Source organism: Streptomyces sp. MBT53, assembly GCF_016654115.1.
GTDB lineage: Bacteria > Actinomycetota > Actinomycetes > Streptomycetales > Streptomycetaceae > Streptomyces.
Window position 1 is genome coordinate 19,798 of sequence record NZ_JAEQAZ010000084.1, and the last position, 23,718, is coordinate 43,515.

Consider the following 23,718-nt stretch of genomic DNA (forward strand, 5'->3'; position numbering starts at 1 on the left):
AATCATCGGTAGCGATCACCCACACTGGGGGAGCGATGTCAGAACAGACCGCACCGCGCGGGGGCATGGTCTGGGCCCTCGTCATCACCAGCGTCGCCGGCTTCATGGCGGCCCTCGACAACCTCGTCGTCACCACCGCCCTGCCCTCCATCCGCAAGGACCTCGGGGGCGCGCTGGGCGACCTGGAATGGACCGTGAGCGCCTACACGCTCACCTTCGCCGTCCTGCTGATGTTCGGCGCGGCCCTGGGTGACAGGTTCGGCCGCCGCCGGCTCTTCCTCGTCGGCATCACCATATTCACCGGCGCCTCCGCCGCCGCGGCCATGGCGACCGGCATCGACTCCCTGATCGCGGCCCGCGCGGTCCAGGGCGTCGGCGCGGCGATCATGATGCCGCTGACACTGACCCTGCTCACCGCGGCCGTACCCGCAGCCAAGCGCGGCATGGCCTACGGCATCTGGGGCGCCGTCAACGGACTCGCCGTCGCCTCCGGACCGCTCATCGGCGGCAGCCTCACCGAACACGTCTCCTGGCACTGGATCTTCTGGCTGAACGTCCCCCTCGGCCTGGCCCTGATCCCGCTCGCCCGCCTCCGCCTCTCCGAGTCCCATGGCACCGGCGCCCCGCTCGACTTCCCCGGCACCCTGCTCGTCAGCGGCGGCCTCTTCGGGATCGTCTACGGCCTGGTCCGCGGCCCCGCCGACGGATGGGCCAGCTCCCTCGTCCTCACCGGGCTCTTCGCGGGCGGCGCGCTCTTCGTCGGCTTCATCATCTACAGCGTCAACGCCAAGAACCCCATGCTCCCGATGCGGCTGTTCCGCTCCCGCGCCTTCTCCGGGATCAACGCGGCGAGCCTGCTGATGTTCCTCGGGATGTTCGGGTCGATCTTCCTGCTCAGCCAGTACATGCAGGGCGTCCTCGGCTACTCGCCCACCGAGGCGGGCCTGCGGATGCTCCCCTGGACCGGTATGCCGATGCTGGTCGCACCCGTCGCCGGCATCCTGTCCGACCGCGTCGGCGGCCGCCCGGTCGTCGCCGCCGGCCTCTTCCTCCAGGCCGCCGGTCTCGGCTACATGGCGTACATCGTCACCACCGACGTCTCCTACGCCGCCCAGCTGCCCGGTCTGATCCTCAGCGGGATCGGCATGGCCCTGTTCTTCGCACCGGCCGCCAACCTGGTCATGTCCAGCGTCCGCCCGTCGGAACAGGGCATCGCCTCCGGCGCCAACAACGCGCTCCGCGAGGTGGGCGGCGCCCTCGGCATCGCGATCATGGCGTCGATCTTCTCGGCGCAGGGCGGCTACGAGACCGGACAGAGCTTCGTCGACGGACTGAAGCCCGCGCTGGTCACGGGCTCCGGGGTGGTCGCTCTCGCCGGGATCGCGACCCTGCTGATCCCGACCAGGCGCCGTGCGGCGGAGCTGGTGAAGGTGGCCGAGTCGGCCGACAGCGCCGGGTCCGAGACGGTCATGGAGCCGGCCGGCCGCTGAGAACGAACAACCGGCACGACCGAGAACGAACAACCGGCACGCGCGCGTGGGGCCCCATCAACACCGGTGGGGCCCCACGCGCGCGTGCGCGCCACCCCACCGCGCCCGGCGTTGTCGGTCCCGTCTCGTAGTCTTGGCCCCGTGCAGGAACTCCACGACGCTCCCCTCGCCCCGCTGACCACCTTCCGGTTGGGCGGTCCCGCGACCCGTCTGATCACCGCCGGCACCGACGCCGAGGTGATCGACGCCGTCCGCGCGGCCGACGACACCGGGACGCCGTTGCTCGTCATCGGGGGCGGGTCCAACCTCGTCATCGGGGACAAGGGGTTCGAGGGCACCGCCCTGCGCATCGCCACCCGCGGCTTCGCCCTCGACGGCACACGGCTGGAGCTGGCCGCCGGCGAGGTGTGGACCGACGCCGTCGCCCGCACCGTGGAGGCCGGACTCGCCGGAATCGAGTGCCTCGCCGGGATCCCCGGCTCGGCGGGCGCGACCCCGATCCAGAACGTGGGGGCGTACGGCCAGGAGGTCTCCGCCACCATCACCGAGGTCGTCGCCTACGACCGCACCACCCGCGCGACGGTCACCCTCACCAACGAGGAGTGCGCCTTCTCGTACCGCCACAGCCGCTTCAAGGCCGAGCCCGAGCGCTACGTGGTGCTGCGCGTCCGCTTCCGCCTGGAGGACGCGGACGGGCTGTCGGCGCCGGTCAAGTACGCCGAGACGGCCCGCGCCCTCGGCGTCGAGCCCGGCGACCGAGTGCCGCTCGCGCAGGCCCGCGAGACCGTCCTCGCGCTGCGCGCCGGCAAGGGCATGGTCCTGGACCCCGAGGACCACGACACCTGGTCGGCCGGTTCCTTCTTCACCAACCCGATCCTCACCGAGGAGCAGTTCACCGCGTTCCACGCGCGCGTGCGGGAGCGCCTCGGGGAAGGCGCGGAGCCGCCCGCCTATCCGGCGGGGGAGGGGCACACCAAGACCTCCGCCGCCTGGCTGATCGACAAGGCGGGCTTCACCAAGGGGTACGGCAGCGGGCCCGCCCGCATCTCCACCAAGCACACCCTCGCCCTCACCAACCGGGGCGAGGCGACCACCGCCGACCTGCTCGCCCTGGCCCGCGAGGTCGTCACCGGCGTCCACGACACCTTCGGGATCACCCTCGTCAACGAGCCGGTGACGGTCGGCGTCAGCCTCTGACAGCGCCCTCCGGAGGGGCTCAATAGGCCACCCCCACCCCCTGCTTCACCGTCCCCGGGTCGTCGGTCATCGCCAGCATCGCGTGGGCCACGTCCGCGCGGGCGATGAACCGGCCCTTGTCCGGGAAGCCGCCCACGACCGTGCGGTACGTGCCGGTCACCGGCTTGTTCTGCAGGCGCGGTGGGCGGACCGAGGTCCAGTCGGTCGTACTGCGGGCCAACTCCGCCTCCATCTCCCGCAGATCGGCGTACACGTCCTTCAGGAGCGCCGAGATCAGCCCGCGCGCGGTGCGGTCGAGGAGGCCCGCGCCCGCCGGTTCGGGGCCGACCGGACCGGCGCTCACCACCAGCACCCGGCGCACCCCCTCCGCCTCCATGGCCGCCAGCACCGTCCGGGTGAGCCGGGTCGCGACCCCGGCGTCCTTGCGGCTGCGGGCACCGAGCCCCGAGAGGACCGCGTCCCGGCCCGCGACCGCGGGGCGCAGCGCCTCCGGGTCGGTGAGGTCCGCGCGGAACACCTCCAGGCCCTCGCCCCGCACGGTCATCCCGGCCGGGTCGCGTACGACCGCTGTGACCTGGTGACCCGAGGCCAGCGCCTGGCGGACGATCTCCTGACCGATGCCTCCCGTGGCACCGAAAACGGTGAGCTTCATGGCCTGCTCCTCAGCCTCACGAGGTGGGTGAGCATTCACTCACCCCTACCTCCCTCTAGAGTGAGTAAGCACTCACCCACTCGTCAAGCCCGAACGGACCCGTCATGGAATCCTCGAAGCCCGCCCGGGTCCGCATCCTCGACGCCGCCCACGAGTTGATGTTCACCGTCGGGCTGGCCCGTGCGACCACCAAGGAGATCGCGAAGGCCGCCGACTGCTCCGAAGCCGCCCTCTACAAGTACTTCGCAAGCAAGGAGGAGCTGTTCATCAGCGTCCTCTCCGAACGGCTGCCCCAGCTGACCCCGCTGCTGTACAGCCTCGCCGCCGAGCCCGGACAGCACTCCCTGGAGGACAACCTCACCGAGATCGCCCGCCAGGCGGCCCTCTTCTACGAGCAGAGCTTCCCGATCGCGGCCTCCCTGTACGCCGAGACCCAGCTCAAGCGACGCCACGACGAGGCGCTGCGACAGCTCGGCTCCGGCCCCCACAAGCCGATCGAGGCCCTCGACGCCTACCTCCGCGCCGAACAGACCGCCGGCCGCGTCCGCCGCGACGTGGACACCTTCGCCGCCGCGTCCCTCCTCCTCGGCGCCTGCGCACAGCGCGTGTTCGCCTACGAGGCGACGCAGACCGGCGTACGCCCGCCCGTGGACGAGTTCGCGCCACGCATCGCCAGGACGCTGCTGGGCGGAATCTCCGTTGCCGAGGGCCCCTCCGGGCCGTGATCCTTGGCGTATGAGGCACACCAAGAGGCACGCCAAGTGGAGCTGAGACTCACGCAGTTCAGACCCAGGATCGGTCCGCGCGAACACCGTGTCGTGCAGCCCAGGACACCGCTGCGCCACACCTCACTGCGCGACCCGGCGCCGTACGGAATGCTCATGGGGGACCATGACGGGCTGAATCGGCTGGCCGGTCTGTTCTCGTTCGCCGCCCACTCGCGGCACACCATCGTGCACGTTCCGCTGCGGGACTGCGTGCCGCCCGACGAGGGGTGCGGGGAGCTCGTCGACCTGGTGCTGGCGCACCCGGAGGCGGGGCTGCGGCCCTCCAAGTGGCCCGAGCTGCGGCGGGCGCTCAGGCACGGCACACCGCTCACCGTGGGCACGGACGAGGCACGTACCGAGCGGCACGCGCGCGCGTGGCTGGAGCGGCCGTACGACCGTGAGGAGTTGCGGCACACCACGTACGCGCGGACGTACTTCCTCATCGGCGGTCGGGACGTCCTCGCGTCCGTCTCCACCTGCTTCGCCTTCGCGGCCGGCTGGGGGCCGCGCGAGAAGCGGGTCGTCAAGGGGCACTCGGCGTGCATGGCCAGCCTGGTCGGCGAGCTGGCCCCCGACCCGGAAAGCGGGCGCTACCCCGAGGTGGCGATCTGTTTCAAGCCGTATCCGCCCTACACCCACTTCAAGAGACCGGGGCGCTGAGCCAGTCGTCGATGCCCGACAGCAGCTTGGTCTTCATGTCCTCCGGGGCCGCTGATCCGCGTACCGACTGCCGGGCCAGTTCGGCCAGTTCGCGGTCCGAGAAGGCGTGGTAGCGGCGGGCGATCTCGTACTGGGCCGCCAGCCGGGAGCCGAACAGGAGCGGGTCGTCGGCGCCCAGCGCCAGGGGGACGCCGGCCTCGAAGAGGGTCCGTAGGGGCACGTCCTCGTGCTTCTCGTAGACGCCCAGGGCCACGTTCGACGCGGGGCACACCTCGCAGGTGATGCCCCGGTCGGCGAGGCGCTTCAGCAGCCGTGGGTCCTCCGCCGCGCGCACGCCGTGGCCGATCCGGGTGGCGTGCAGGTCGTCCAGGCAGTCGCGCACCGAGGCCGGGCCCGCCAGTTCGCCGCCGTGCGGGGCCGACAGGAGGCCGCCCTCCTGGGCGATCGCGAAGGCCCGGTCGAAGTCCCTTGCCATACCCCGGCGTTCGTCGTTCGAGAGGCCGAAACCGACCACTCCGTGGTCCGCGTACCGGACCGCCAGCCGGGCCAGCGTGCGCGCGTCCAAGGGGTGCTTCATCCGGTTCGCGGCGACCAGCACCCGCATCCCCAGCCCGGTCTCGCGGGAGGTCGTCTCCACCGCGTCGAGGATGACCTCGAGCGCCGGGATCAGCCCGCCCAGGCGCGGCGCGTACGACGTCGGGTCCACCTGGATCTCCAGCCAGCCCGAGCCGTCCCTGACGTCCTCCTCGGCGGCCTCGCGCACCAGGCGCTGGATGTCCTCGGGTTCCCGCAGGCACGACCGCGCGGCGTCGTACAGCCGCTGGAAACGGAACCAGCCCCGCTCGTCCGTCGCCCGCAGCCTCGGCGGCTCCCCGCTGGTCAGCGCGTCGGTCAGGGCGTCCGGCAGGCGTACGCCGTACTTGTCGGCCAGCTCCAGCACGGTGGTCGGCCGCATCGACCCGGTGAAGTGCAGGTGCAGATGGGCTTTCGGCAGTTCAGAGACATCACGTACACGCTCCATCCGGGAATCCTGCCGTACGTTCCCGCCGTGCCGGTACCACTTTCCCCGATAGTGGTCTTGCTCGCACACAGCAGCGGGCCGCCTCCCCGGAGGGAAACGGCCCGCACGCACGCGTGGAGGTACGAAAACTCAGTCCGTGGCCTCCGCCAGCAGCTTCTGGATGCGGCTGACGCCCTCGACGAGGTCCTCGTCACCCAGGGCGTACGACAGCCGCAGGTAACCGGGGGTCCCGAAAGCCTCGCCCGGGACGACCGCGACCTCGGCCTCCTCCAGGATCAGCGCGGCCAGCTCGACCGAGTCCTGCGGACGCTTGCCGCGGATCTCCTTGCCGAGCAGCGCCTTGACCGACGGGTAGGCGTAGAAGGCGCCCTCGGGCTCGGGGCAGAGCACGCCGTCGATCTCGTTCAACATGTGCACGATCGTCTTACGGCGGCGGTCGAAGGCCTCGCGCATCTCCGCCACGGCCGTCAGGTCACCGGAGACGGCGGCCAGCGCGGCGACCTGGGCGACGTTCGAGACGTTCGACGTGGCGTGCGACTGGAGGTTGGTCGCGGCCTTGACGACGTCCTTCGGGCCGATGATCCAGCCCACCCGCCAGCCGGTCATCGCGTACGTCTTGGCGACGCCGTTGACCACGATGCACTTGTCGCGCAGCTCGGGGAGGATCGCCGGCAGCGAGGTGAACTTCGCGTCGCCGTAGACGAGGTGCTCGTAGATCTCGTCCGTCATGACCCACAGGCCGTGCTCGACGGCCCAGCGGCCGATCGCCTCGGCCTCGGCCTCGCTGTAGACGGCGCCGGTCGGGTTCGACGGCGAGACGAACAGGACGACCTTGGTGTTCTCGGTGCGGGCCGCCTCCAACTGCTCGACGGTGACGCGGTATCCGGTCGTCTCGTCGGCGACGACGTCCACGGGGACACCGCCCGCGAGCCGGATCGACTCCGGGTACGTCGTCCAGTACGGCGCGGGGACGATGACCTCGTCGCCCGGGTCGAGGATCGCGGCGAAGGCCTCGTAGATGGCCTGCTTGCCGCCGTTGGTGACCAGGATCTGGGAGGCGTCCACCTCGTAGCCCGAGTCGCGCAGCGTCTTGGCGGCGATCGCGGCCTTCAGCTCCGGCAGACCGCCGGCCGGGGTGTAGCGGTGGTACTTGGGGTTCGAGCAGGCCTCGATCGCGGCCTGGACGACGTAGTCCGGAGTCGGGAAGTCCGGTTCACCCGCGCCGAAGCCGATCACCGGACGTCCGGCGGCCTTGAGGGCCTTGGCCTTGGCGTCCACGGCGAGGGTGGCGGACTCGGAGATCGCGCCGACTCGGGCGGAGACCCGGCGCTCGGTGGGAGGGATTGAGGCGCTCATGGGCCCATCGTTTCAGACCGGAAACCCGCCCGGCACACCGGTTTCACAGACTGAACAGGATCGGGCGGGCATTGAACAACCGTCCGGATTCCCGCTCCCGCCTGGGCGATCTTCCGTCGGCAATCCCCGTACAGGCACTTTCTGTTCGACGGCCGCCCCAGGAGCACGTACACTCCTACCTCGTTGGCCTTCAGCAGCCGCGCCCTACTTGGTGCACACCGAGCACCCGGGTGGATGCGGTACGTTGGGGATGTCACAAAGGGTCGTAGCTCAATTGGTAGAGCACCGGTCTCCAAAACCGGCGGTTGGGGGTTCAAGTCCCTCCGGCCCTGCTACACACACCTTCACCAAGAGATGTGTGCGCAGCGCATGTACGTACAGCAATGCACCGCCGTGCGGCTCAGACCGGGCGCGGCACGGCCACGACCCGGGAACAGGTGAGGATGAATGGCGGACGCCGTGGGCTCCATCGACATGCCTGATGCCCAGGACGAGGTGTCGGAGTCCAAGAAGAAGGCCCGCAAGGGCGGTAAGCGCGCCAAGAAGGGCCCGCTGAAGCGACTCGGCATCTTCTATCGCCAGATCGTCGCGGAACTCCGCAAGGTCGTCTGGCCGACGCGCAACCAGCTGACGACGTACACGACCGTCGTGATCGTCTTCGTCGTCATCATGATCGGTCTCGTGACCGTGATTGACTACGGACTGAATCACGCCGCGAAGTACGTCTTCGGCTGAGGCCGGAAGCGAAGGGCGCCCTGACCGGCGCCCCTTTCGCGTGTTCCACCCCCATGTATCCAGGAAGAAGCAGCCACCGTGTCTGACCCGAAGCTGAACGAGGCCGTCGAGCCGGACGAGTCCGTGGAAGACGAACTCGACATCGTCGAGGGCGCGGACGAGGACCTGGACGAGGTCGAGGCTGCGGACGCCGACGCGGGCGAGCCCGCCGAGGAAGCCGCCCTGCACGTCGAGGACGAGGACGCGGAAGCGACCGAGGATCTCGACGACGAGGACACGGCCGAGGACGACGAGGAAGAGGCCGAACCGGCCGAGCCCGTCGACCCGGTGGTCGCCCTGCGCGAGGAACTGCGTCTCCTGCCCGGCGAGTGGTACGTCATCCACACGTACGCCGGCTACGAGAACCGCGTGAAGACCAACCTGGAGCAGCGCGCCGTCTCGCTGAACGTCGAGGACTACATCTTCCAGGCCGAGGTGCCGCAGGAAGAGGTCGTCCAGATCAAGAACGGCGACCGCAAGACCATCAAGCAGAACAAGCTCCCGGGCTACGTCCTGGTCCGCATGGACCTGACGAACGAGTCCTGGGGCGTCGTCCGCAACACCCCCGGCGTCACCGGCTTCGTGGGCAACGCCTACGACCCGTACCCGCTGACCCTGGACGAGATCGTCAAGATGCTCGCCCCGGAGGCCGAGGAGAAGGCCGCCCGCGAGGCCGCCGAGGCCGAGGGCAAGCCGGTTCCGCAGCGCAAGGTCGAGGTCCAGGTGCTGGACTTCGAGGTCGGCGACTCGGTCACCGTCACCGACGGCCCGTTCGCGACGCTGCAGGCGACCATCAACGAGATCAACGCCGACTCGAAGAAGGTCAAGGGTCTCGTCGAGATCTTCGGCCGCGAGACGCCGGTCGAGCTCTCCTTCGACCAGATCCAGAAGAACTAGTTCTCCCTGGACGTACGTCTTCCGAGCAGGTCAGACGGGCTGTCAAAAGCCTCTCTGACCTGCTCGGTTTTTGGCCGCACATGGATACCCGTTATCGTTGTGCGGTATGCCTCCATCCGGATTAACCGGACGGCGGCCGAACACTCTCACTAGGACCCGGAGAGAGCAATGCCTCCCAAGAAGAAGAAGGTCACGGGGCTTATCAAGCTCCAGATCAACGCCGGTGCGGCGAACCCGGCCCCGCCGGTCGGCCCCGCGCTCGGTCAGCACGGCGTCAACATCATGGAGTTCTGCAAGGCCTACAACGCGGCGACCGAGTCGCAGCGTGGCTGGGTGATCCCGGTGGAGATCACGGTCTACGAGGACCGCTCCTTCACCTTCGTCACCAAGACTCCGCCGGCCGCGAAGATGATCCTCAAGGCCGCGGGTGTCGAGAAGGGCTCCGGCGAGCCGCACAAGACCAAGGTCGCCAAGATCACCCAGGCGCAGGTCCGCGAGATCGCCACGACCAAGCTTCCCGACCTGAACGCCAACGACCTGGACGCCGCGTCGAAGATCATCGCCGGCACCGCCCGTTCCATGGGCATCACGGTCGAGGGCTGACCTTCACCCGCAGAAGTGATTGTGGTGGGACCTGCTCGGTCCGTACCACGACTCCTCAGAACACAACAGGAGCAGTAGTGAGCAAGCGCAGCAAGTCTCTCCGCGCTGCGGACGCCAAGATCGACCGGGACAAGCTCTACGCCCCGCTCGAGGCCGTGCGTCTCGCCAAGGAGACCTCCACCTCCAAGTTCGACGGCACCGTCGAGGTCGCCTTCCGTCTGGGTGTCGACCCGCGCAAGGCCGACCAGATGGTCCGTGGCACCGTGAACCTCCCGCACGGCACCGGCAAGACCGCCCGGGTCCTGGTCTTCGCGACCGGTGACCGTGCCGAGGCCGCGACCGCCGCGGGCGCCGACATCGTCGGCTCCGACGAACTCATCGACGAGGTGGCGAAGGGCCGGCTGGACTTCGACGCCGTCGTCGCCACCCCGGACCTCATGGGCAAGGTCGGCCGCCTCGGCCGCGTGCTCGGTCCCCGTGGTCTCATGCCGAACCCCAAGACCGGCACCGTGACCCCGGACGTCGCCAAGGCTGTCACCGAGATCAAGGGTGGCAAGATCGAGTTCCGCGTCGACAAGCACTCGAACCTGCACTTCATCATCGGCAAGTCGTCCTTCGACGACACCCAGCTGGTGGAGAACTACGGCGCGGCCCTGGAGGAGATCCTCCGTCTGAAGCCGTCCGCCGCCAAGGGTCGCTACATCAAGAAGGCCGCGATCAGCACCACGATCGGCCCCGGCATTCCGCTCGACCCGAACCGCACCCGCAACCTCCTCGTCGAGGAGGACCCGGCCGCCGTCTGAGCCAGGGCCTGTCCGGCGGATCAGGTCGCAGAGAAGCAACGGTGACTGATCAGCGCCGGTGTGCGTGCCAGACCCCGCGTCTGCGACAGGATCCGCCGGACAGGCCCTAACGCTCACCCCGGTAGCCGCGTCGCGTACGCGTCAGAACTGGACGAGCCCCGCAACCTTCGAGGTGCGGGGCTCGTCCTCTTTCGTACGGGGTGTCAGTGCCTTGCGCTAGCGTTTGAGGCAGGCACAGCAATCGCTTAGGGGTGGGGGACGGATGAAGAGCAGTACCGTGCGCAGGATGGGTCTCTCGATCGCGTTGGGGACCGCGCTGGCCTCGGTGGCCGCCTGCAGTTCCACGGGCTCCTCCGGGGGCGCCGGCAAGGACGACAAGACGGTCGGCAAGGGCACGACCCATGTGAGCCCCATAGCGGCCCTGCGCACCGCCGAGCAGTCCACGGACAAGGCCGACTCCGCCAAGGTCGAGTCCTCGACGGTCCTGGGCACCCTGATGTCCATGGACGCCAAGGGCAACCTCGGCTGGAGCGACGGCATCAGCGGCACCCTCACGATGAACTACACCGGCGGCTCGATGGCCGACGCGATGCGCGCGGCGGGCAGCACCTCGATGGAGGCGCGCTATCTGCCCGACGCCTACTACGCCAAGATGGGCGAGAAGTTCGCCGCGCAGGCCGGCGGCAAGCACTGGATCAAGTACGCGTACGACGACCTCGCCAAGCTCGGCGGCAGCTCCGGCGCGTACCTCAAGGACCAGATGCAGAACTCCACCCCGAACCAGTCGGTGAAGCTCCTGCTGGCCTCCGGGGACGTCAAGAAGGTCGGTACGGAGTCGGTCCGCGGCCAGCAGACCACGCACTACTCGGGCACGGTGAACGTCGCCGACCTCGCCTCGAAGAACTCCAACCTCACCGCGAGCCAGCTCGAGGGCCTGAAGAAGCAGCTCACCTCGGCCGGTGTCTCCACGGAGCAGGTCGACATCTGGATCAACGCCAAGGATCTGCTGGTCAAGAAGGTCGAGAAGGGCGAGATGTCGTCGGGCGAGTACAGCCAGACCGCCTACTACAGCGACTACGGCGTGAAGGTCGAGGCCACCGTGCCCCCGGCGAGCGACACCGAGGACTTCATGACGCTGCTGAAGAAGCAGGGTGTGACCCCGGGCAGCTCCGACACGGCGACCGGGTCGGGCACCAGCTCCTGAGCCGCCCAACTCGCCCTGGGGCCAAGGGAATTCACGAGCGGCCGGTGCCGGGCTCGCCGTCCTGCTCCTCGCTGGGGGAGTGGTCGGTTGCTCGAAGCCTGCCGCGGCCATGAGCATGAGGAACTGGGCGGCAAGCACTGGCTGAAGCTCGACATGTCCGCCCTGGGCGACCTGGGGAACAACCTCACCGCCAACGGGACCGGCGCGGCATGGACATGTGGGTCGACGGCGACCACCGCACCAAGCGGTTCCGGACGCGCGGGGCTGAGCCGTACGGGCGGATTTGCTTGGGCGTGTACGGGTCCCGTACTCTTCTGGAGAAGCCAAAGACCGCTGGTCGTTGCCGTGCCTGTCACAGGGTGTGGTGACCGAAGGATCCGCTGAACAGTGGACGACCCGCGCAGGTGAACTGGATGTGCTCCCGGAGACGTTGTTTTCGGTAGAGCTACGCCCCGTGCGCCTGCGCCGGGGCGTTTTCTCTGTCCCAGCCCCTTCTGAGCGGTCCTCATCACCCGGAAGGAGGCCGACGCTCTATGGCAAGGCCCGACAAGGCTGCCGCGGTAGCCGAGCTCGCGGGACAGTTCCGCGACTCGAACGCCGCCGTGCTGACCGAGTACCGGGGTCTCACCGTGGCGCAGCTCAAGACGCTGCGTCGTTCGCTCGGTGAGAACGCCCAGTACGCCGTGGTGAAGAACACGCTGACCAAGATTGCGGCCAACGAGGCCGGGATCTCTACGCTCGACGACCTGTTCAACGGTCCGACGGCGGTCGCCTTCATCACCGGTGACCCGGTGGAGTCGGCGAAGGGTCTTCGTGACTTCGCCAAGGACAACCCGAACCTCGTCATCAAGGGCGGTGTCCTTGACGGCAAGGCGCTGTCCGCCGACGAGATCAAGAAGCTCGCGGACCTCGAGTCCCGCGAGGTTCTGCTCTCCAAGCTGGCGGGTGCCTTCAAGGGCAAGCAGACTCAGGCTGCGCAGCTCTTCCAGGCGCTCCCGTCGAAGCTCGTCCGCACGGTGGACGCCCTTCGCGCCAAGCAAGAAGAGCAGGGCGGTGCCGAGTAATTCGGCTCGCAGCATGACCGCTGCCTGAGGCTCCGCGCCGCACGGCAACGGTCGTAGCGGGCCGAACGTACGCCCGCCAGACATGTACACACCGGCACCAGCCGAAAATTAGTGGAAGGAAGCCATCGTGGCTCTCACCCAGGACGAACTGCTCGCCGAGTTCGAGACCATGACCCTCATCCAGCTTTCCGAGTTCGTGAAGGCGTTCGAGGAGAAGTTCGACGTCACCGCCGCTGCCGCGGTCGCCGTCGCCGGTCCGGCCGGTCCGGCCGCCGCCGCCGAGGCCGTCGAGGAGCAGGACGAGTTCGACGTCATCCTCACCGGCGCCGGCGAGAAGAAGATCCAGGTCATCAAGGTCGTGCGTGAGCTGACCTCGCTGGGCCTGAAGGAGGCCAAGGACCTCGTGGACGGCGCCCCGAAGCCCGTCGTCGAGAAGGTCGCCAAGGACGTCGCCGAGAAGGCCGCCGAGTCCCTCAAGGCCGCCGGCGCCTCCGTCGAGGTCAAGTAACACCTTCCAGGTCGTGGACGAGGTCCCAAGGACCTTGTAACGCCTAGGCACTGAAGAGCGATCATCCATCTGGGTGGTCGCTCTTCGGCGTTCCTGGGTCGGGTGAGCGGCAGCCTTGCGGCCAGGGGTTCGCGGAGTATGGTGATCTTCTTCGTGCCTCCGAGCACCCTGGCGGCATGTGGGGTGGGCCATGGAGGTCTTGACGAACCGCACGCAGCGCGCAATTCTCAGGACGCGTCGTCACAACGATCCGAATCCGAGGCATGGATCGGCGGCGAAGTGGGCAGTATCAACGCGTTGAGGACGTGAGCTTGCCGAGGGTGTTGAGCACGACGAGGGTCTCAAAAAAGCGGGGCTGGACATCAGTGCGCCAAGTGGCTACACTGACCCTTTGCGCTGCCTGTTAGCTGCTCCCTGCCCGTCACCAGGGGCATGCCCTCGCTTTAGCACCGACGATCGGATCGTCCCTGACCTGGGACTTCTGTCTCTGTGCGCGAGTGGGGGGCCGGTACGCGCGTAGTGAGTCCGAGCCCTCGGAAGGACCCCCTCTTGGCCGCCTCGCGCACTGCCTCGACCGCGAATATGAACAACGGCGCCAGCACCGCCCCGCTGCGCATCTCCTTTGCAAAGATCAAGGAGCCCCTCGAGGTTCCCAACCTGCTCGCGTTGCAGACCGAGAGCTTCGACTGGCTGCTCGGCAACACCGCCTGGCAGAGTCGGGTCGAGGCGGCTCTGGAGTCGGGTCAGGACGTCCCCACCAAGTCCGGTCTGGAGGAGATCTTCGAGGAGATCTCTCCGATCGAGGACTTCTCCGGGTCGATGTCGCTGACCTTCCGCGACCACCGTTTCGAACCTCCCAAGAACAGCATCGACGAGTGCAAGGAGCGCGACTTCACGTACGCCGCCCCACTCTTCGTGACCGCTGAGTTCACCAACAACGAGACCGGCGAGATCAAGTCCCAGACGGTCTTCATGGGCGACTTCCCGCTCATGACCAACAAGGGCACCTTCGTCATCAACGGCACCGAGCGTGTCGTCGTGTCGCAGCTGGTCCGTTCGCCGGGCGTCTACTTCGACTCCTCGATCGACAAGACGTCCGACAAGGACATCTTCTCCGCCAAGGTGATCCCCTCCCGGGGTGCCTGGCTGGAGATGGAGATCGACAAGCGCGACATGGTCGGTGTCCGCATCGACCGCAAGCGCAAGCAGTCCGTCACCGTCCTGCTCAAGGCTCTCGGTTGGACGACCGAGCAGATCCTGGAGGAGTTCGGCGAGTACGAGTCCATGCGCGCCACCCTGGAGAAGGACCACACCCAGGGTCAGGACGACGCGCTCCTCGACATCTACCGCAAGCTGCGTCCGGGCGAGCCCCCGACCCGCGAGGCCGCGCAGACGCTTCTGGAGAACCTCTACTTCAACCCGAAGCGCTACGACCTCGCCAAGGTCGGCCGCTACAAGGTCAACAAGAAGCTGGGCGGCGAAGCCCCGCTGGACGCCGGTGTGCTGACCGTCGAGGACATCATCTCGTCGATCAAGTACCTGGTGAAGCTGCACGCCGGCGAGACCGAGACCGTCGGTGACAACGGCACGACGATCGTCGTCGAGACCGACGACATCGACCACTTCGGCAACCGTCGTCTGCGCAACGTCGGCGAGCTCATCCAGAACCAGGTCCGTACGGGTCTGGCGCGAATGGAGCGAGTCGTCCGCGAGCGGATGACGACCCAGGACGTCGAGGCGATCACGCCGCAGACCCTGATCAACATCCGGCCGGTCGTCGCCTCCATCAAGGAGTTCTTCGGCACCAGCCAGCTGTCGCAGTTCATGGACCAGAACAACCCGCTGTCGGGTCTCACCCACAAGCGCCGTCTGTCGGCTCTTGGCCCGGGTGGTCTCTCCCGTGAGCGGGCCGGCTTCGAGGTCCGTGACGTGCACCCCTCGCACTACGGCCGCATGTGCCCGATCGAGACCCCTGAAGGCCCGAACATCGGCCTGATCGGCTCGCTCGCCTCCTACGGCCGCGTCAACGCGTTCGGTTTCGTCGAGACGCCGTACCGCCGGGTCACCGACGGTGTCGTCACCGACGAGGTCGACTACCTGACGGCCGACGAAGAGGACCGATTCGTCATCGCGCAGGCCAACGCGCCGCTGACGGAGGAGTTCCGCTTCGAGGAGTCCCGCGTCCTGGTCCGCATCCGCGGCGGCGAGGTCGACTACGTCCCCGGTGACGACGTCGACTACATGGACGTCTCCCCGCGCCAGATGGTGTCGGTCGCGACCGCGATGATCCCGTTCCTGGAGCACGACGACGCCAACCGTGCCCTCATGGGCGCGAACATGATGCGTCAGGCCGTGCCCCTCATCAAGTCCGAGGCGCCGCTGGTCGGCACCGGCATGGAGTACCGCTGCGCGGTCGACGCCGGTGACGTCCTGAAGTCGGAGAAGGACGGTGTGGTCCAGGAGGTCTCCGCGGACTACATCACCACCGCCAACGACGACGGCACGTACACCACGTACCGCCTCGCCAAGTTCTCCCGCTCCAACCAGGGCACCTCCGTCAACCAGAAGGTTGTCGTGGACGAGGGCGCCCGCGTCGTCGCCAACCAGGTGCTGGCCGACGGTCCGGCGACCGAGTTCGGCGAGATGGCGCTCGGCAAGAACCTGCTCGTGGCGTTCATGCCCTGGGAGGGTCACAACTACGAGGACGCGATCATCCTGTCGCAGCGCCTCGTACAGGACGACGTCCTCTCCTCGATCCACATCGAGGAGCACGAGGTCGACGCCCGCGACACCAAGCTCGGCCCCGAGGAGATCACCCGGGACATCCCGAACGTCTCCGAGGAGGTCCTCGCCGACCTCGACGAGCGCGGCATCATCCGGATCGGTGCCGAGGTCGTCGCCGGTGACATCCTCGTCGGCAAGGTCACGCCCAAGGGCGAGACCGAGCTGACCCCGGAGGAGCGCCTGCTCCGCGCGATCTTCGGTGAGAAGGCGCGCGAGGTGCGCGACACCTCGCTGAAGGTGCCGCACGGCGAGATCGGCAAGGTCATCGGCGTCCGCGTCTTCGACCGCGAGGAGGGCGACGAACTGCCGCCCGGCGTCAACCAGTTGGTCCGGGTGTATGTTGCGCAGAAGCGCAAGATCACCGACGGCGACAAGCTGGCCGGCCGTCACGGCAACAAGGGTGTTATTTCCAAGATCCTGCCCATCGAGGACATGCCGTTCCTTGAGGACGGTACCCCGGTCGACATCATCCTCAACCCGCTGGGTGTCCCGTCCCGAATGAACCCGGGACAGGTCCTGGAGATCCACCTCGGCTGGCTCGCCAGCCGCGGCTGGGACGTCTCCGGACTCAGCGAGGACTGGGCGCGCCGCCTGCAGGTCATCGGCGCCGACCAGGTCGCCCCGGGCACCAACGTCGCGACCCCGGTCTTCGACGGTGCCCGCGAGGACGAGATCTCCGGTCTCTTCGAGGCCACGATCCCGAACCGCGACGGCGACCGCCTCGTCCAGGCGTCCGGAAAGGCCAACCTGTTCGACGGCCGCTCCGGCGAGCCGTTCCCGGAGCCGATCTCGATCGGCTACATGTACATCCTGAAGCTGCACCACCTGGTCGACGACAAGCTGCACGCCCGTTCGACCGGTCCGTACTCGATGATCACCCAGCAGCCGCTGGGTGGTAAGGCGCAGTTCGGTGGTCAGCGCTTCGGCGAGATGGAGGTGTGGGCGCTTGAGGCTTATGGCGCCGCTTACGCCCTCCAGGAACTGCTGACCATCAAGTCCGACGACGTCACCGGCCGCGTGAAGGTCTACGAGGCCATCGTCAAGGGCGAGAACATCCCCGAGCCCGGCATCCCCGAGTCCTTCAAGGTGCTCATCAAGGAGATGCAGTCGCTCTGCCTGAACGTGGAGGTGCTGTCCAGTGACGGTATGTCCATCGAGATGCGTGACACCGACGAGGATGTCTTCCGCGCAGCGGAGGAGCTCGGCATCGACCTGTCCCGGCGCGAGCCGAGCAGCGTCGAAGAGGTCTGACGGGAGTCCGGAGACCTGCCGCGCGCAGGTCTCCGGCCCCAGGACCCCCGTATCAGACCCCAAGACTTACAACCCTGAGAGGGATTGACGCATAGTGCTCGACGTCAACTTCTTCGATGAGCTCCGGATCGGTCTGGCAACCGCTGACGACATCCGTCAGTGGAGCCACGGCGAGGTCAAGAAGCCCGAGACCATCAACTACCGCACGCTCAAGCCCGAAAAGGACGGACTCTTCTGCGAGAAGATCTTCGGTCCGACCCGGGACTGGGAGTGCTACTGCGGCAAGTACAAGCGCGTCCGCTTCAAGGGCATCATCTGTGAGCGCTGCGGCGTCGAGGTGACCCGCGCCAAGGTGCGCCGTGAGCGGATGGGCCACATCGAACTGGCCGCGCCCGTCACGCACATCTGGTACTTCAAGGGTGTCCCGTCACGTCTGGGCTACCTGCTCGACCTCGCCCCGAAGGACCTCGAGAAGGTCATCTACTTCGCGGCGTACATGATCACGTTCGTCGACGAGGAGCGCCGCACCCGCGACCTGCCCTCCCTGGAGGCGCATGTCTCCGTGGAGCGTCAGCAGGTCGAGAACCGGCGTGACTCCGACCTCGAAGCCCGCGCCAAGAAGCTCGAGGCCGACCTGGCCGAGCTGGAGGCCGAGGGTGCCAAGGCCGATGTGCGCCGCAAGGTGCGCGAAGGCGCCGAGCGGGAGATGAAGCAGCTGCGCGACCGTGCGCAGCGCGAGATCGACCGCCTGGACGAGGTGTGGACCCGGTTCAAGAACCTCAAGGTCCAGGACCTCGAGGGTGACGAGCTGCTCTACCGCGAGCTGCGGGACCGCTTCGGCACGTACTTCGACGGTTCGATGGGTGCCGCGGCGCTGCAGAAGCGCCTGGAGTCCTTCGACCTGGATGAAGAGGCCGAGCGGCTTCGCGAGATCATCCGTACCGGCAAGGGCCAGAAGAAGACCCGCGCCCTGAAGCGGCTGAAGGTCGTGTCCGCGTTCCTGCAGACCTCCAACAGCCCCAAGGGCATGGTCCTCGACTGCGTCCCGGTCATCCCGCCGGACCTCCGCCCGATGGTGCAGCTGGACGGTGGCCGCTTCGCGACCTCCGACCTGAACGACCTGTACCGCCGTGTGATCAACCGCAACAACCGCCTGAAGCGCCTTCTCGACCTCGGTGCCCCCGAGATCATCGTGAACAACGAGAAGCGCATGCTCCAGGAGGCCGTCGACGCGCTCTTCGACAACGGCCGTCGTGGCCGCCCGGTGACGGGCCCCGGCAACCGTCCGCTGAAGTCGCTGTCCGACATGCTCAAGGGCAAGCAGGGTCGCTTCCGTCAGAACCTGCTCGGCAAGCGCGTGGACTACTCGGCGCGTTCCGTGATCGTCGTCGGCCCGCAGCTGAAGCTGCACCAGTGCGGTCTGCCGAAGGCCATGGCGCTGGAGCTCTTCAAGCCGTTCGTGATGAAGCGCCTGGTGGACCTGAACCACGCGCAGAACATCAAGAGCGCCAAGCGGATGGTCGAGCGCGGCCGCACGGTCGTGTACGACGTCCTGGAAGAGGTCATCGCGGAGCACCCGGTTCTGCTGAACCGTGCGCCCACGCTGCACCGCCTCGGCATCCAGGCCTTCGAGCCGCAGCTGGTCGAGGGCAAGGCCATCCAGATCCACCCGCTCGTCTGCACCGCGTTCAACGCGGACTTCGACGGTGACCAGATGGCCGTGCACCTGCCGCTCTCCGCGGAGGCGCAGGCCGAGGCCCGCATCCTGATGCTGTCCTCGAACAACATCCTGAAGCCCGCCGACGGCCGTCCGGTGACGATGCCGACCCAGGACATGGTGCTGGGTCTGTTCTTCCTCACCACCGACGGCGAGCTCCGTGACGTCAAGGGCGAGGGCCGCGCGTTCGGCTCCACGGCCGAGGCGACCATGGCGTTCGACGCCGGCGAGCTGGCGCTCCAGTCGGCCGTCGACATCCGCTTCCCGGTGGGCACCATCCCGCCGCGTGGCTGGGTGCCGCCGGTCCGCGAGGAGGGCGAGCCCGAGTGGCAGCAGGGTGACACCTTCCGCCTCCGTACGACCCTGGGCCGCGCGCTCTTCAACGAGCTGCTGCCCGAGGACTACCCGTTCGTCGACTACTCGGTGGGCAAGAAGCAGCTCTCCGAGATCGTCAACGACCTGGCCGAGCGCTACCCCAAGGTCATCGTGGCGGCGACGCTCGACAACCTGAAGGCGGCCGGCTTCTTCTGGGCGACCCGTTCCGGTGTCACCGTGGCCATCTCCGACGTCGTCGTTCCCGAGGCGAAGAAGGAGATCGTCAAGGGCTACGAGGCCAAGGACGAGAAGGTCCAGAAGCAGTACGAGCGCGGTCTGATCACCAAGGAAGAGCGCACGCAGGAGCTCATCCAGATCTGGACCCAGGCGACCAACGAGGTCGCCGAGGCGATGAACGAGAACTTCCCCAAGACGAACCCCATCTTCATGATGGTTGACTCGGGTGCCCGAGGAAACATGATGCAGATGCGTCAGATCGCCGGTATGCGTGGTCTGGTGTCGAACGCCAAGAACGAGACGATTCCCCGTCCCATCAAGGCGTCCTTCCGTGAAGGCCTGTCCGTGCTGGAGTACTTCATCTCCACCCACGGTGCCCGTAAGGGTCTGGCCGACACGGCCCTCCGTACCGCCGACTCGGGTTACCTCACCCGTCGTCTCGTCGACGTCTCCCAGGACGTCATCATCCGCGAGGAGGACTGCGGCACCGACCGCGGCCTCAAGCTGCACATCGCGGAGCGCGGCGCGGACGGTGTCCTGCGCAAGGCGGAGAACGTCGAGACCAGCGTGTACGCCCGTGCGCTGGCCGAGGACATCACCGTCGACGGCAAGGTGCTGGCCCCGGCCAACACCGACCTCGGCGACGTCCTCATCGACGAGCTGGTCAAGCACGGCATCGAGACGGTCAAGACCCGTTCGGTCCTGACCTGCGAGTCCGCCGTCGGTACCTGCGCCATGTGCTACGGCCGCTCGCTGGCCACCGGCAAGCTGGTCGACATCGGTGAGGCGGTCGGCATCATCGCCGCCCAGTCCATCGGTGAGCCCGGCACGCAGCTGACGATGCGTACCTTCCACACCGGTGGTGTGGCCGGTGACGACATCACCCAGGGTCTGCCCCGTGTCGTCGAGCTCTTCGAGGCTCGTACGCCGAAGGGTGTCGCCCCGATCTCCGAGGCCCAGGGCCGCGTGCGGATCGAGGAGACCGAGAAGACCAAGAAGATCGTCGTCACCCCGGACGACGGCAGCGACGAGACGGCGTTCCCGATCTCGAAGCGTGCCCGTCTTCTGGTCAGCGAGGGCGAGCACGTCGAGGTGGGCCAGAAGCTCACCGTGGGTGCCACCAACCCGCACGACGTGCTGCGCATCCTGGGTCAGCGTGCCGTCCAGGTCCACCTGGTCGGCGAGGTCCAGAAGGTCTACAACTCGCAGGGTGTGTCGATCCACGACAAGCACATCGAGATCATCATCCGGCAGATGCTCCGCCGTGTGACGATCATCGAGTCCGGCGACGCCGAGCTGCTGCCCGGCGAGCTGGTCGAGCGCTCCCGCTTCGAGCAGGAGAACCGTCGTGTGGTGCAGGAGGGCGGTCACCCGGCCTCCGGTCGTCCGCAGCTCATGGGTATCACCAAGGCCTCGCTGGCCACGGAGTCCTGGCTGTCGGCGGCGTCCTTCCAGGAGACGACCAGGGTCCTGACGGACGCGGCGATCAACGCCAAGTCCGACTCCCTGATCGGCCTCAAGGAGAACGTCATCATCGGTAAGCTCATCCCGGCCGGTACGGGTCTGTCCCGCTACCGCAACATCCGGGTGGAGCCCACCGAGGAGGCCAAGGCCGCGATGTACTCGGCCGTCGGCTACGACGACATCGACTACAGCCCGTTCGGCACCGGCTCCGGCCAGGCCGTCCCGCTGGAGGACTACGACTACGGTCCGTACAACCAGTAGTAGTTGGTTCTGAAGGGCGGTCACCTCGTTTCGTACGGGGTGGCCGCCCTTCGGCGTGTCAGCGCCCGCGTTCCAGATAGGTCTGGAGGTGGTGCATGCGCGTGTGGACGTCCGGGTGCGAGTCCAGCAGCCGTAGGATCGCGCCTTCCTCGGCGATGGGGACACCCGCCGCCGCGGCGGCGGCCCGGGCGGTCTCCTCCCGGTCGTGCTCCTTGCGCAGGACGGCCAGCAACTGGGCGGCGAAGCCGAGACGCGCGGCGTGCTCGTCGGCCCGCAGTTCCGATCGGCGGGAGACCGCGGCCACCAGGTAGGGCGTGGCCAGCGGCAGGAGGATCAGGCCGTAGGTGGCGGTCGCGAGCGCGATGACGACGGCCACCGTGACGACGACCGCCAGGGTGGTGGCGCCCGCCGAGAGGTGTTCGACGCGTGCGGCGAGCCTGAGCAGCAGGCGCCAGGCCAGGCGCGCGGGTAACGCGTACCAGAAGGCGAGCAGCGAGGTCCAGGCATGGCCCCGGGTGTGATGGGCGAGCTCGTGGGCGAGTACGCCGCCGAGCTGGGCCGGGGTGAGCGCCCTCATGGAGTGGCTGGTGACGCTGACGATGTGGCCGGCGGCCGCCAGGGCGTTGATGTCGTCGCTGTTCTCTATCCACAGCTGGTACGCGTCGGCGTCGACTCCCGCCCGGCCGGCCACCTCCCGCCAGACGGGCTGCAACTTCGACGCCTCGTCCGGGGACGGGTACCGGAGGTGGAACAGCAGGCGGGCCAGGAGGCGCTCGCTGGGCCGGTGGAAGACCAGGACGCCGCTGAGCACCCAGCAGCCGAACGGGAGCCACCAGGGCAGGCCGCTCAGGGCGTCGACGAGGTACGACAGCACGAAGACCACGCCCAGGCTGCCCGCCAGGTGGGGGAGGTGCAGGGCGAGATGGCCGAGGGCGGTGGCGTCCACGCCCCGTTGCCGGGCGGCGATGTGGACGCGGCCGCGGCGCAACCGCAGATCCTCGTTCCCCTGTTTCTCCGGTGCCTCTTTCTCCGGTTCCTCGGGTTCGCGCGGCTGAGACATGGCGGTCCTTCCGTGGGGAGAGAGCGGTTCAGGCGACGAGCAGCGACGTGGGGAGCAGTACCGCCGCGCCGGCGAAGGCGATCAGGCCGGTGCGGATCCAGAAGTGCTTGCGTACGGTGATGCGGCTGTTCTCGGCGAGGGCGGCGCACAGCGCCTGGGCGGAGGCGCGTTCCGTGTCCGCGAGGGCGGTGACGAGCCGGCCGGTGCGTACGGCGCGTCGGATGTCGCCGAAGTAGGTGAGCGGCAGGCCGGGGGCCCAGCGGCTGCGGCGGTAGCGGGGCAGCACGGCGAGGAGCAGGGCGAACAGCGAGGTGACGAGCAGTGCCGCTCCGGTCCACCACAGGACGGCGGCCCGGGCCGGGAGCAGGGCCGGGCTCCAGCGGCGGTCGATCAGCACCGCGCTCAGCACGCCCGTGGTGATGCCGAGCATGGCCACCAGGATCGAGGCCTTGGCGTCGGCGCGGGCGATCTCGCCGCGCAGGTCGGCGAGCAGTCGGACGCCGGCGGGCGACCGCCGGTCGCCCGGTGCCGCGGTCATGTGCCGGACTCCGGGCTGTCCTCGCGCGTCAACTCGCTGTGGTGCGGCGGGAGTTCGGTGGCCGGCGCGGGCTCCTTCGGGTGCAGGATGGCCGCCATCCGTTCGGCGATGAGCTGGTGGGGCTCCGCGAGCTGGTAGTCCTCCAGCCGTTTGCCCTCCAACGCCTGGTCGATCAGGTGCAGTTGGTTCTTGACCCGTTCCGCGTCGTCGGCGCGGAGGCGTTCCAGGACCGCCAGGGTGTCCTCGGGGTGGGCCGCCAGGTGCAGGGCGAGGACGACCGTTCCGCCCTTGGCCAGCTGATCGTCGTAGAACTTGATCTTCTCGGCCAGTCGTGCCGCCTCGTACCGGTCGCGGAGGGTGGAGGCCCGGTGTTCCGGTTCGGCGGCTTCCCAGGCGTGCCGGGCGGTTCGCAGGCGGGCCTGGTGCGAGCGTTCGGTGGCGTCGCGGCGCAGCCGTACGAAGCAGGTGACCCGTAGGCCCTCGGCGGCGCCGACGGACGAGTTGGCCTCCACCGCGCGTCGTACGGCCTCCTCGGCGGCGGCGCTCTCCGTCATGGGGTGGCTCCGGCTCGCCGCCCGCAGGACGGGCAGGAGGTGGCGGGCGACGAGGCCCGGTACGTCACGCTCCTGGCTCGCGACGAACAGGTCCGGCCGCATGACACGCCAGGTGACGTCGGCGGTGACCTCGAACTCGAAGGTGTCCTCCCGGCTGGGCAGGGGCACGTCCAGCCGGAAGGAGTGGGTGTCCGTGTCCACCTCGTACAGGGCGATGCAGCCCCGCACGCCGGTGGGCCGCTCGGGAGGCAGGAACACCCGGTAGGACCCCTTGCGGGTGACGAGGACCAGCGCGTGGTCGACGCGTCCGGTGAAGCGGCGGCTGCGGAGGCGGAAGCGGGTCAGCTGCCAGACCTTGACGACGGGGTCCGCGTCGGCGTCGCGCGGCACGGGGAAATCGGGCCGCTGACGGAACCAGTCGAGCCGTTCGTCCTGTTCATCCTGTCCGTCATTTTCATTCTGTTCGTTCTTTTCGTCCCGTGCGGCGTCCTCGGGCCGTGGGCCGGGGTGTTCCATGGTCGACCTCCTTGATGTCCTTCGC

General features: G+C 68.3%; 19 protein-coding genes and 1 tRNA gene. 14 read left to right on the forward strand and 6 right to left on the reverse strand.

Annotation, left to right across the window (positions count from 1 at the left end; translation table 11 throughout):
* The first annotated feature begins 35 nt into the window (after nucleotides 1–35).
* Nucleotides 36–1,490, forward strand: coding sequence for a DHA2 family efflux MFS transporter permease subunit (locus tag JHN45_RS27670; protein WP_234468018.1), 1,455 nt, complete (start codon nucleotides 36–38; stop codon nucleotides 1,488–1,490).
* Between the two features lie 141 nt (nucleotides 1,491–1,631).
* Entirely contained in the window at nucleotides 1,632–2,687 is a 1,056-nt protein-coding gene (locus JHN45_RS27675; RefSeq protein WP_201051087.1) for a UDP-N-acetylmuramate dehydrogenase, read from the forward strand.
* Nucleotides 2,688–2,706: 19 nt separating this feature from the next.
* On the opposite strand, the gene JHN45_RS27680 is transcribed toward JHN45_RS27675, so the two are convergent.
* The gene (locus tag JHN45_RS27680) at nucleotides 2,707–3,339 is read right to left on the reverse strand and encodes an NAD(P)-dependent oxidoreductase (protein ID WP_201051089.1); all 633 of its coding nucleotides are present in this window, start codon (nucleotides 3,337–3,339) and stop codon (nucleotides 2,707–2,709) included.
* A 104-nt stretch (nucleotides 3,340–3,443) separates the two neighbouring features.
* On the opposite strand from JHN45_RS27680, the gene JHN45_RS27685 reads away from it, so the two are divergent.
* Together JHN45_RS27685 and JHN45_RS27690 are read left to right on the forward strand one after the other, a co-directional pair.
* Nucleotides 3,444–4,064, forward strand: a complete 621-nt coding sequence (locus tag JHN45_RS27685) for a TetR/AcrR family transcriptional regulator (protein ID WP_201051091.1) — start codon at nucleotides 3,444–3,446, stop codon at nucleotides 4,062–4,064.
* A gap of 36 nt (nucleotides 4,065–4,100) precedes the next feature.
* Nucleotides 4,101–4,766: a hypothetical protein gene (locus tag JHN45_RS27690; RefSeq protein ID WP_201051093.1), complete on the forward strand. Its 666-nt coding sequence runs from the start codon at nucleotides 4,101–4,103 to the stop codon at nucleotides 4,764–4,766.
* On the opposite strand, the gene JHN45_RS27695 is transcribed toward JHN45_RS27690, so the two are convergent.
* Both JHN45_RS27695 and JHN45_RS27700 read right to left on the reverse strand, forming a co-directional pair.
* Nucleotides 4,747–5,787, reverse strand: a complete 1,041-nt coding sequence (locus JHN45_RS27695; RefSeq protein ID WP_200710697.1) for an adenosine deaminase — start codon at nucleotides 5,785–5,787, stop codon at nucleotides 4,747–4,749. The genes JHN45_RS27690 and JHN45_RS27695 overlap by 20 nt on opposite strands.
* Before the next feature lie 129 nt (nucleotides 5,788–5,916).
* A complete protein-coding gene (locus tag JHN45_RS27700; RefSeq protein ID WP_200710698.1) occupies nucleotides 5,917–7,143 on the reverse strand; it encodes a pyridoxal phosphate-dependent aminotransferase in 1,227 nt (408 codons plus the stop codon).
* Between the two features lie 259 nt (nucleotides 7,144–7,402).
* Here JHN45_RS27700 and JHN45_RS27705 point away from each other — a divergent pair.
* From JHN45_RS27705 to JHN45_RS27750, 10 genes are all read left to right on the forward strand, one after another.
* A tRNA-Trp gene (locus tag JHN45_RS27705) sits at nucleotides 7,403–7,475 on the forward strand.
* Between the two features lie 115 nt (nucleotides 7,476–7,590).
* A complete protein-coding gene (secE, locus tag JHN45_RS27710; protein ID WP_019055477.1) occupies nucleotides 7,591–7,878 on the forward strand; it encodes a preprotein translocase subunit SecE in 288 nt (95 codons plus the stop codon).
* A 78-nt stretch (nucleotides 7,879–7,956) separates the two neighbouring features.
* Entirely contained in the window at nucleotides 7,957–8,814 is an 858-nt protein-coding gene (gene nusG, locus JHN45_RS27715; RefSeq protein ID WP_200710699.1) for a transcription termination/antitermination protein NusG, read from the forward strand.
* 168 nt (nucleotides 8,815–8,982) lie between these two features.
* The gene (gene rplK, locus JHN45_RS27720; RefSeq protein WP_019072313.1) at nucleotides 8,983–9,417 is read left to right on the forward strand and encodes a 50S ribosomal protein L11; all 435 of its coding nucleotides are present in this window, start codon (nucleotides 8,983–8,985) and stop codon (nucleotides 9,415–9,417) included.
* A 77-nt stretch (nucleotides 9,418–9,494) separates the two neighbouring features.
* Entirely contained in the window at nucleotides 9,495–10,220 is a 726-nt protein-coding gene (gene rplA / locus JHN45_RS27725) for a 50S ribosomal protein L1 (protein ID WP_200710700.1), read from the forward strand.
* Nucleotides 10,221–10,482: 262 nt separating this feature from the next.
* On the forward strand, nucleotides 10,483–11,424 hold the full coding sequence (locus JHN45_RS27730; protein WP_201051095.1) for a hypothetical protein: 942 nt from the start codon (nucleotides 10,483–10,485) through the stop codon (nucleotides 11,422–11,424).
* Nucleotides 11,425–11,957: 533 nt separating this feature from the next.
* Complete coding sequence (gene rplJ / locus JHN45_RS27735; protein ID WP_033279978.1) at nucleotides 11,958–12,488, forward strand: 50S ribosomal protein L10; 531 nt, start codon at nucleotides 11,958–11,960, stop codon at nucleotides 12,486–12,488.
* 124 nt (nucleotides 12,489–12,612) lie between these two features.
* The gene (gene rplL, locus JHN45_RS27740; protein ID WP_200710714.1) at nucleotides 12,613–12,996 is read left to right on the forward strand and encodes a 50S ribosomal protein L7/L12; all 384 of its coding nucleotides are present in this window, start codon (nucleotides 12,613–12,615) and stop codon (nucleotides 12,994–12,996) included.
* 549 nt (nucleotides 12,997–13,545) lie between these two features.
* Nucleotides 13,546–17,031 (forward strand): DNA-directed RNA polymerase subunit beta, encoded by a 3,486-nt coding sequence (rpoB, locus tag JHN45_RS27745; RefSeq protein ID WP_200710702.1) that lies wholly within the window; start codon nucleotides 13,546–13,548, stop codon nucleotides 17,029–17,031.
* Between the two features lie 94 nt (nucleotides 17,032–17,125).
* Entirely contained in the window at nucleotides 17,126–21,025 is a 3,900-nt protein-coding gene (locus JHN45_RS27750; RefSeq protein ID WP_200710703.1) for a DNA-directed RNA polymerase subunit beta', read from the forward strand.
* A gap of 58 nt (nucleotides 21,026–21,083) precedes the next feature.
* On the opposite strand, the gene JHN45_RS27755 is transcribed toward JHN45_RS27750, so the two are convergent.
* The 3 genes from JHN45_RS27755 to JHN45_RS27765 are packed head-to-tail and all read right to left on the reverse strand — an operon-like array spanning nucleotide 21,084 to nucleotide 23,693.
* Nucleotides 21,084–22,085, reverse strand: a complete 1,002-nt coding sequence (locus tag JHN45_RS27755; protein ID WP_201051102.1) for a M48 family metalloprotease — start codon at nucleotides 22,083–22,085, stop codon at nucleotides 21,084–21,086.
* Nucleotides 22,086–22,113: 28 nt separating this feature from the next.
* Nucleotides 22,114–22,623, reverse strand: coding sequence for a Pycsar system effector family protein (locus JHN45_RS27760; RefSeq protein WP_201051104.1), 510 nt, complete (start codon nucleotides 22,621–22,623; stop codon nucleotides 22,114–22,116).
* Entirely contained in the window at nucleotides 22,620–23,693 is a 1,074-nt protein-coding gene (locus JHN45_RS27765; RefSeq protein WP_236584174.1) for a hypothetical protein, read from the reverse strand. Before JHN45_RS27765 ends, JHN45_RS27760 begins: the two co-directional genes overlap by 4 nt.
* Between the last annotated feature and the right edge of the window lie 25 nt (nucleotides 23,694–23,718).

What these genes read in the sequence shown, in the direction of transcription:
- JHN45_RS27695 (WP_200710697.1), bottom strand. Translation starts at nt 5,787, where the DNA reads ATGGAGCGTGTACGTGATGTCTCTGAACTGCCGAAAGCCCATCTGCAC.
- secE (WP_019055477.1), top strand. Translation starts at nt 7,591, where the DNA reads ATGGCGGACGCCGTGGGCTCCATCGACATGCCTGATGCCCAGGACGAG.
- JHN45_RS27755 (WP_201051102.1), bottom strand. Translation starts at nt 22,085, where the DNA reads ATGTCTCAGCCGCGCGAACCCGAGGAACCGGAGAAAGAGGCACCGGAG.
- rplK (WP_019072313.1), top strand. Translation starts at nt 8,983, where the DNA reads ATGCCTCCCAAGAAGAAGAAGGTCACGGGGCTTATCAAGCTCCAGATC.
- JHN45_RS27700 (WP_200710698.1), bottom strand. Translation starts at nt 7,143, where the DNA reads ATGAGCGCCTCAATCCCTCCCACCGAGCGCCGGGTCTCCGCCCGAGTC.
- JHN45_RS27765 (WP_236584174.1), bottom strand. Translation starts at nt 23,693, where the DNA reads ATGGAACACCCCGGCCCACGGCCCGAGGACGCCGCACGGGACGAAAAG.
- JHN45_RS27760 (WP_201051104.1), bottom strand. Translation starts at nt 22,623, where the DNA reads ATGACCGCGGCACCGGGCGACCGGCGGTCGCCCGCCGGCGTCCGACTG.
- JHN45_RS27685 (WP_201051091.1), top strand. Translation starts at nt 3,444, where the DNA reads ATGGAATCCTCGAAGCCCGCCCGGGTCCGCATCCTCGACGCCGCCCAC.
- JHN45_RS27680 (WP_201051089.1), bottom strand. Translation starts at nt 3,339, where the DNA reads ATGAAGCTCACCGTTTTCGGTGCCACGGGAGGCATCGGTCAGGAGATC.
- rplJ (WP_033279978.1), top strand. Translation starts at nt 11,958, where the DNA reads ATGGCAAGGCCCGACAAGGCTGCCGCGGTAGCCGAGCTCGCGGGACAG.
- JHN45_RS27670 (WP_234468018.1), top strand. Translation starts at nt 36, where the DNA reads ATGTCAGAACAGACCGCACCGCGCGGGGGCATGGTCTGGGCCCTCGTC.
- JHN45_RS27730 (WP_201051095.1), top strand. Translation starts at nt 10,483, where the DNA reads ATGAAGAGCAGTACCGTGCGCAGGATGGGTCTCTCGATCGCGTTGGGG.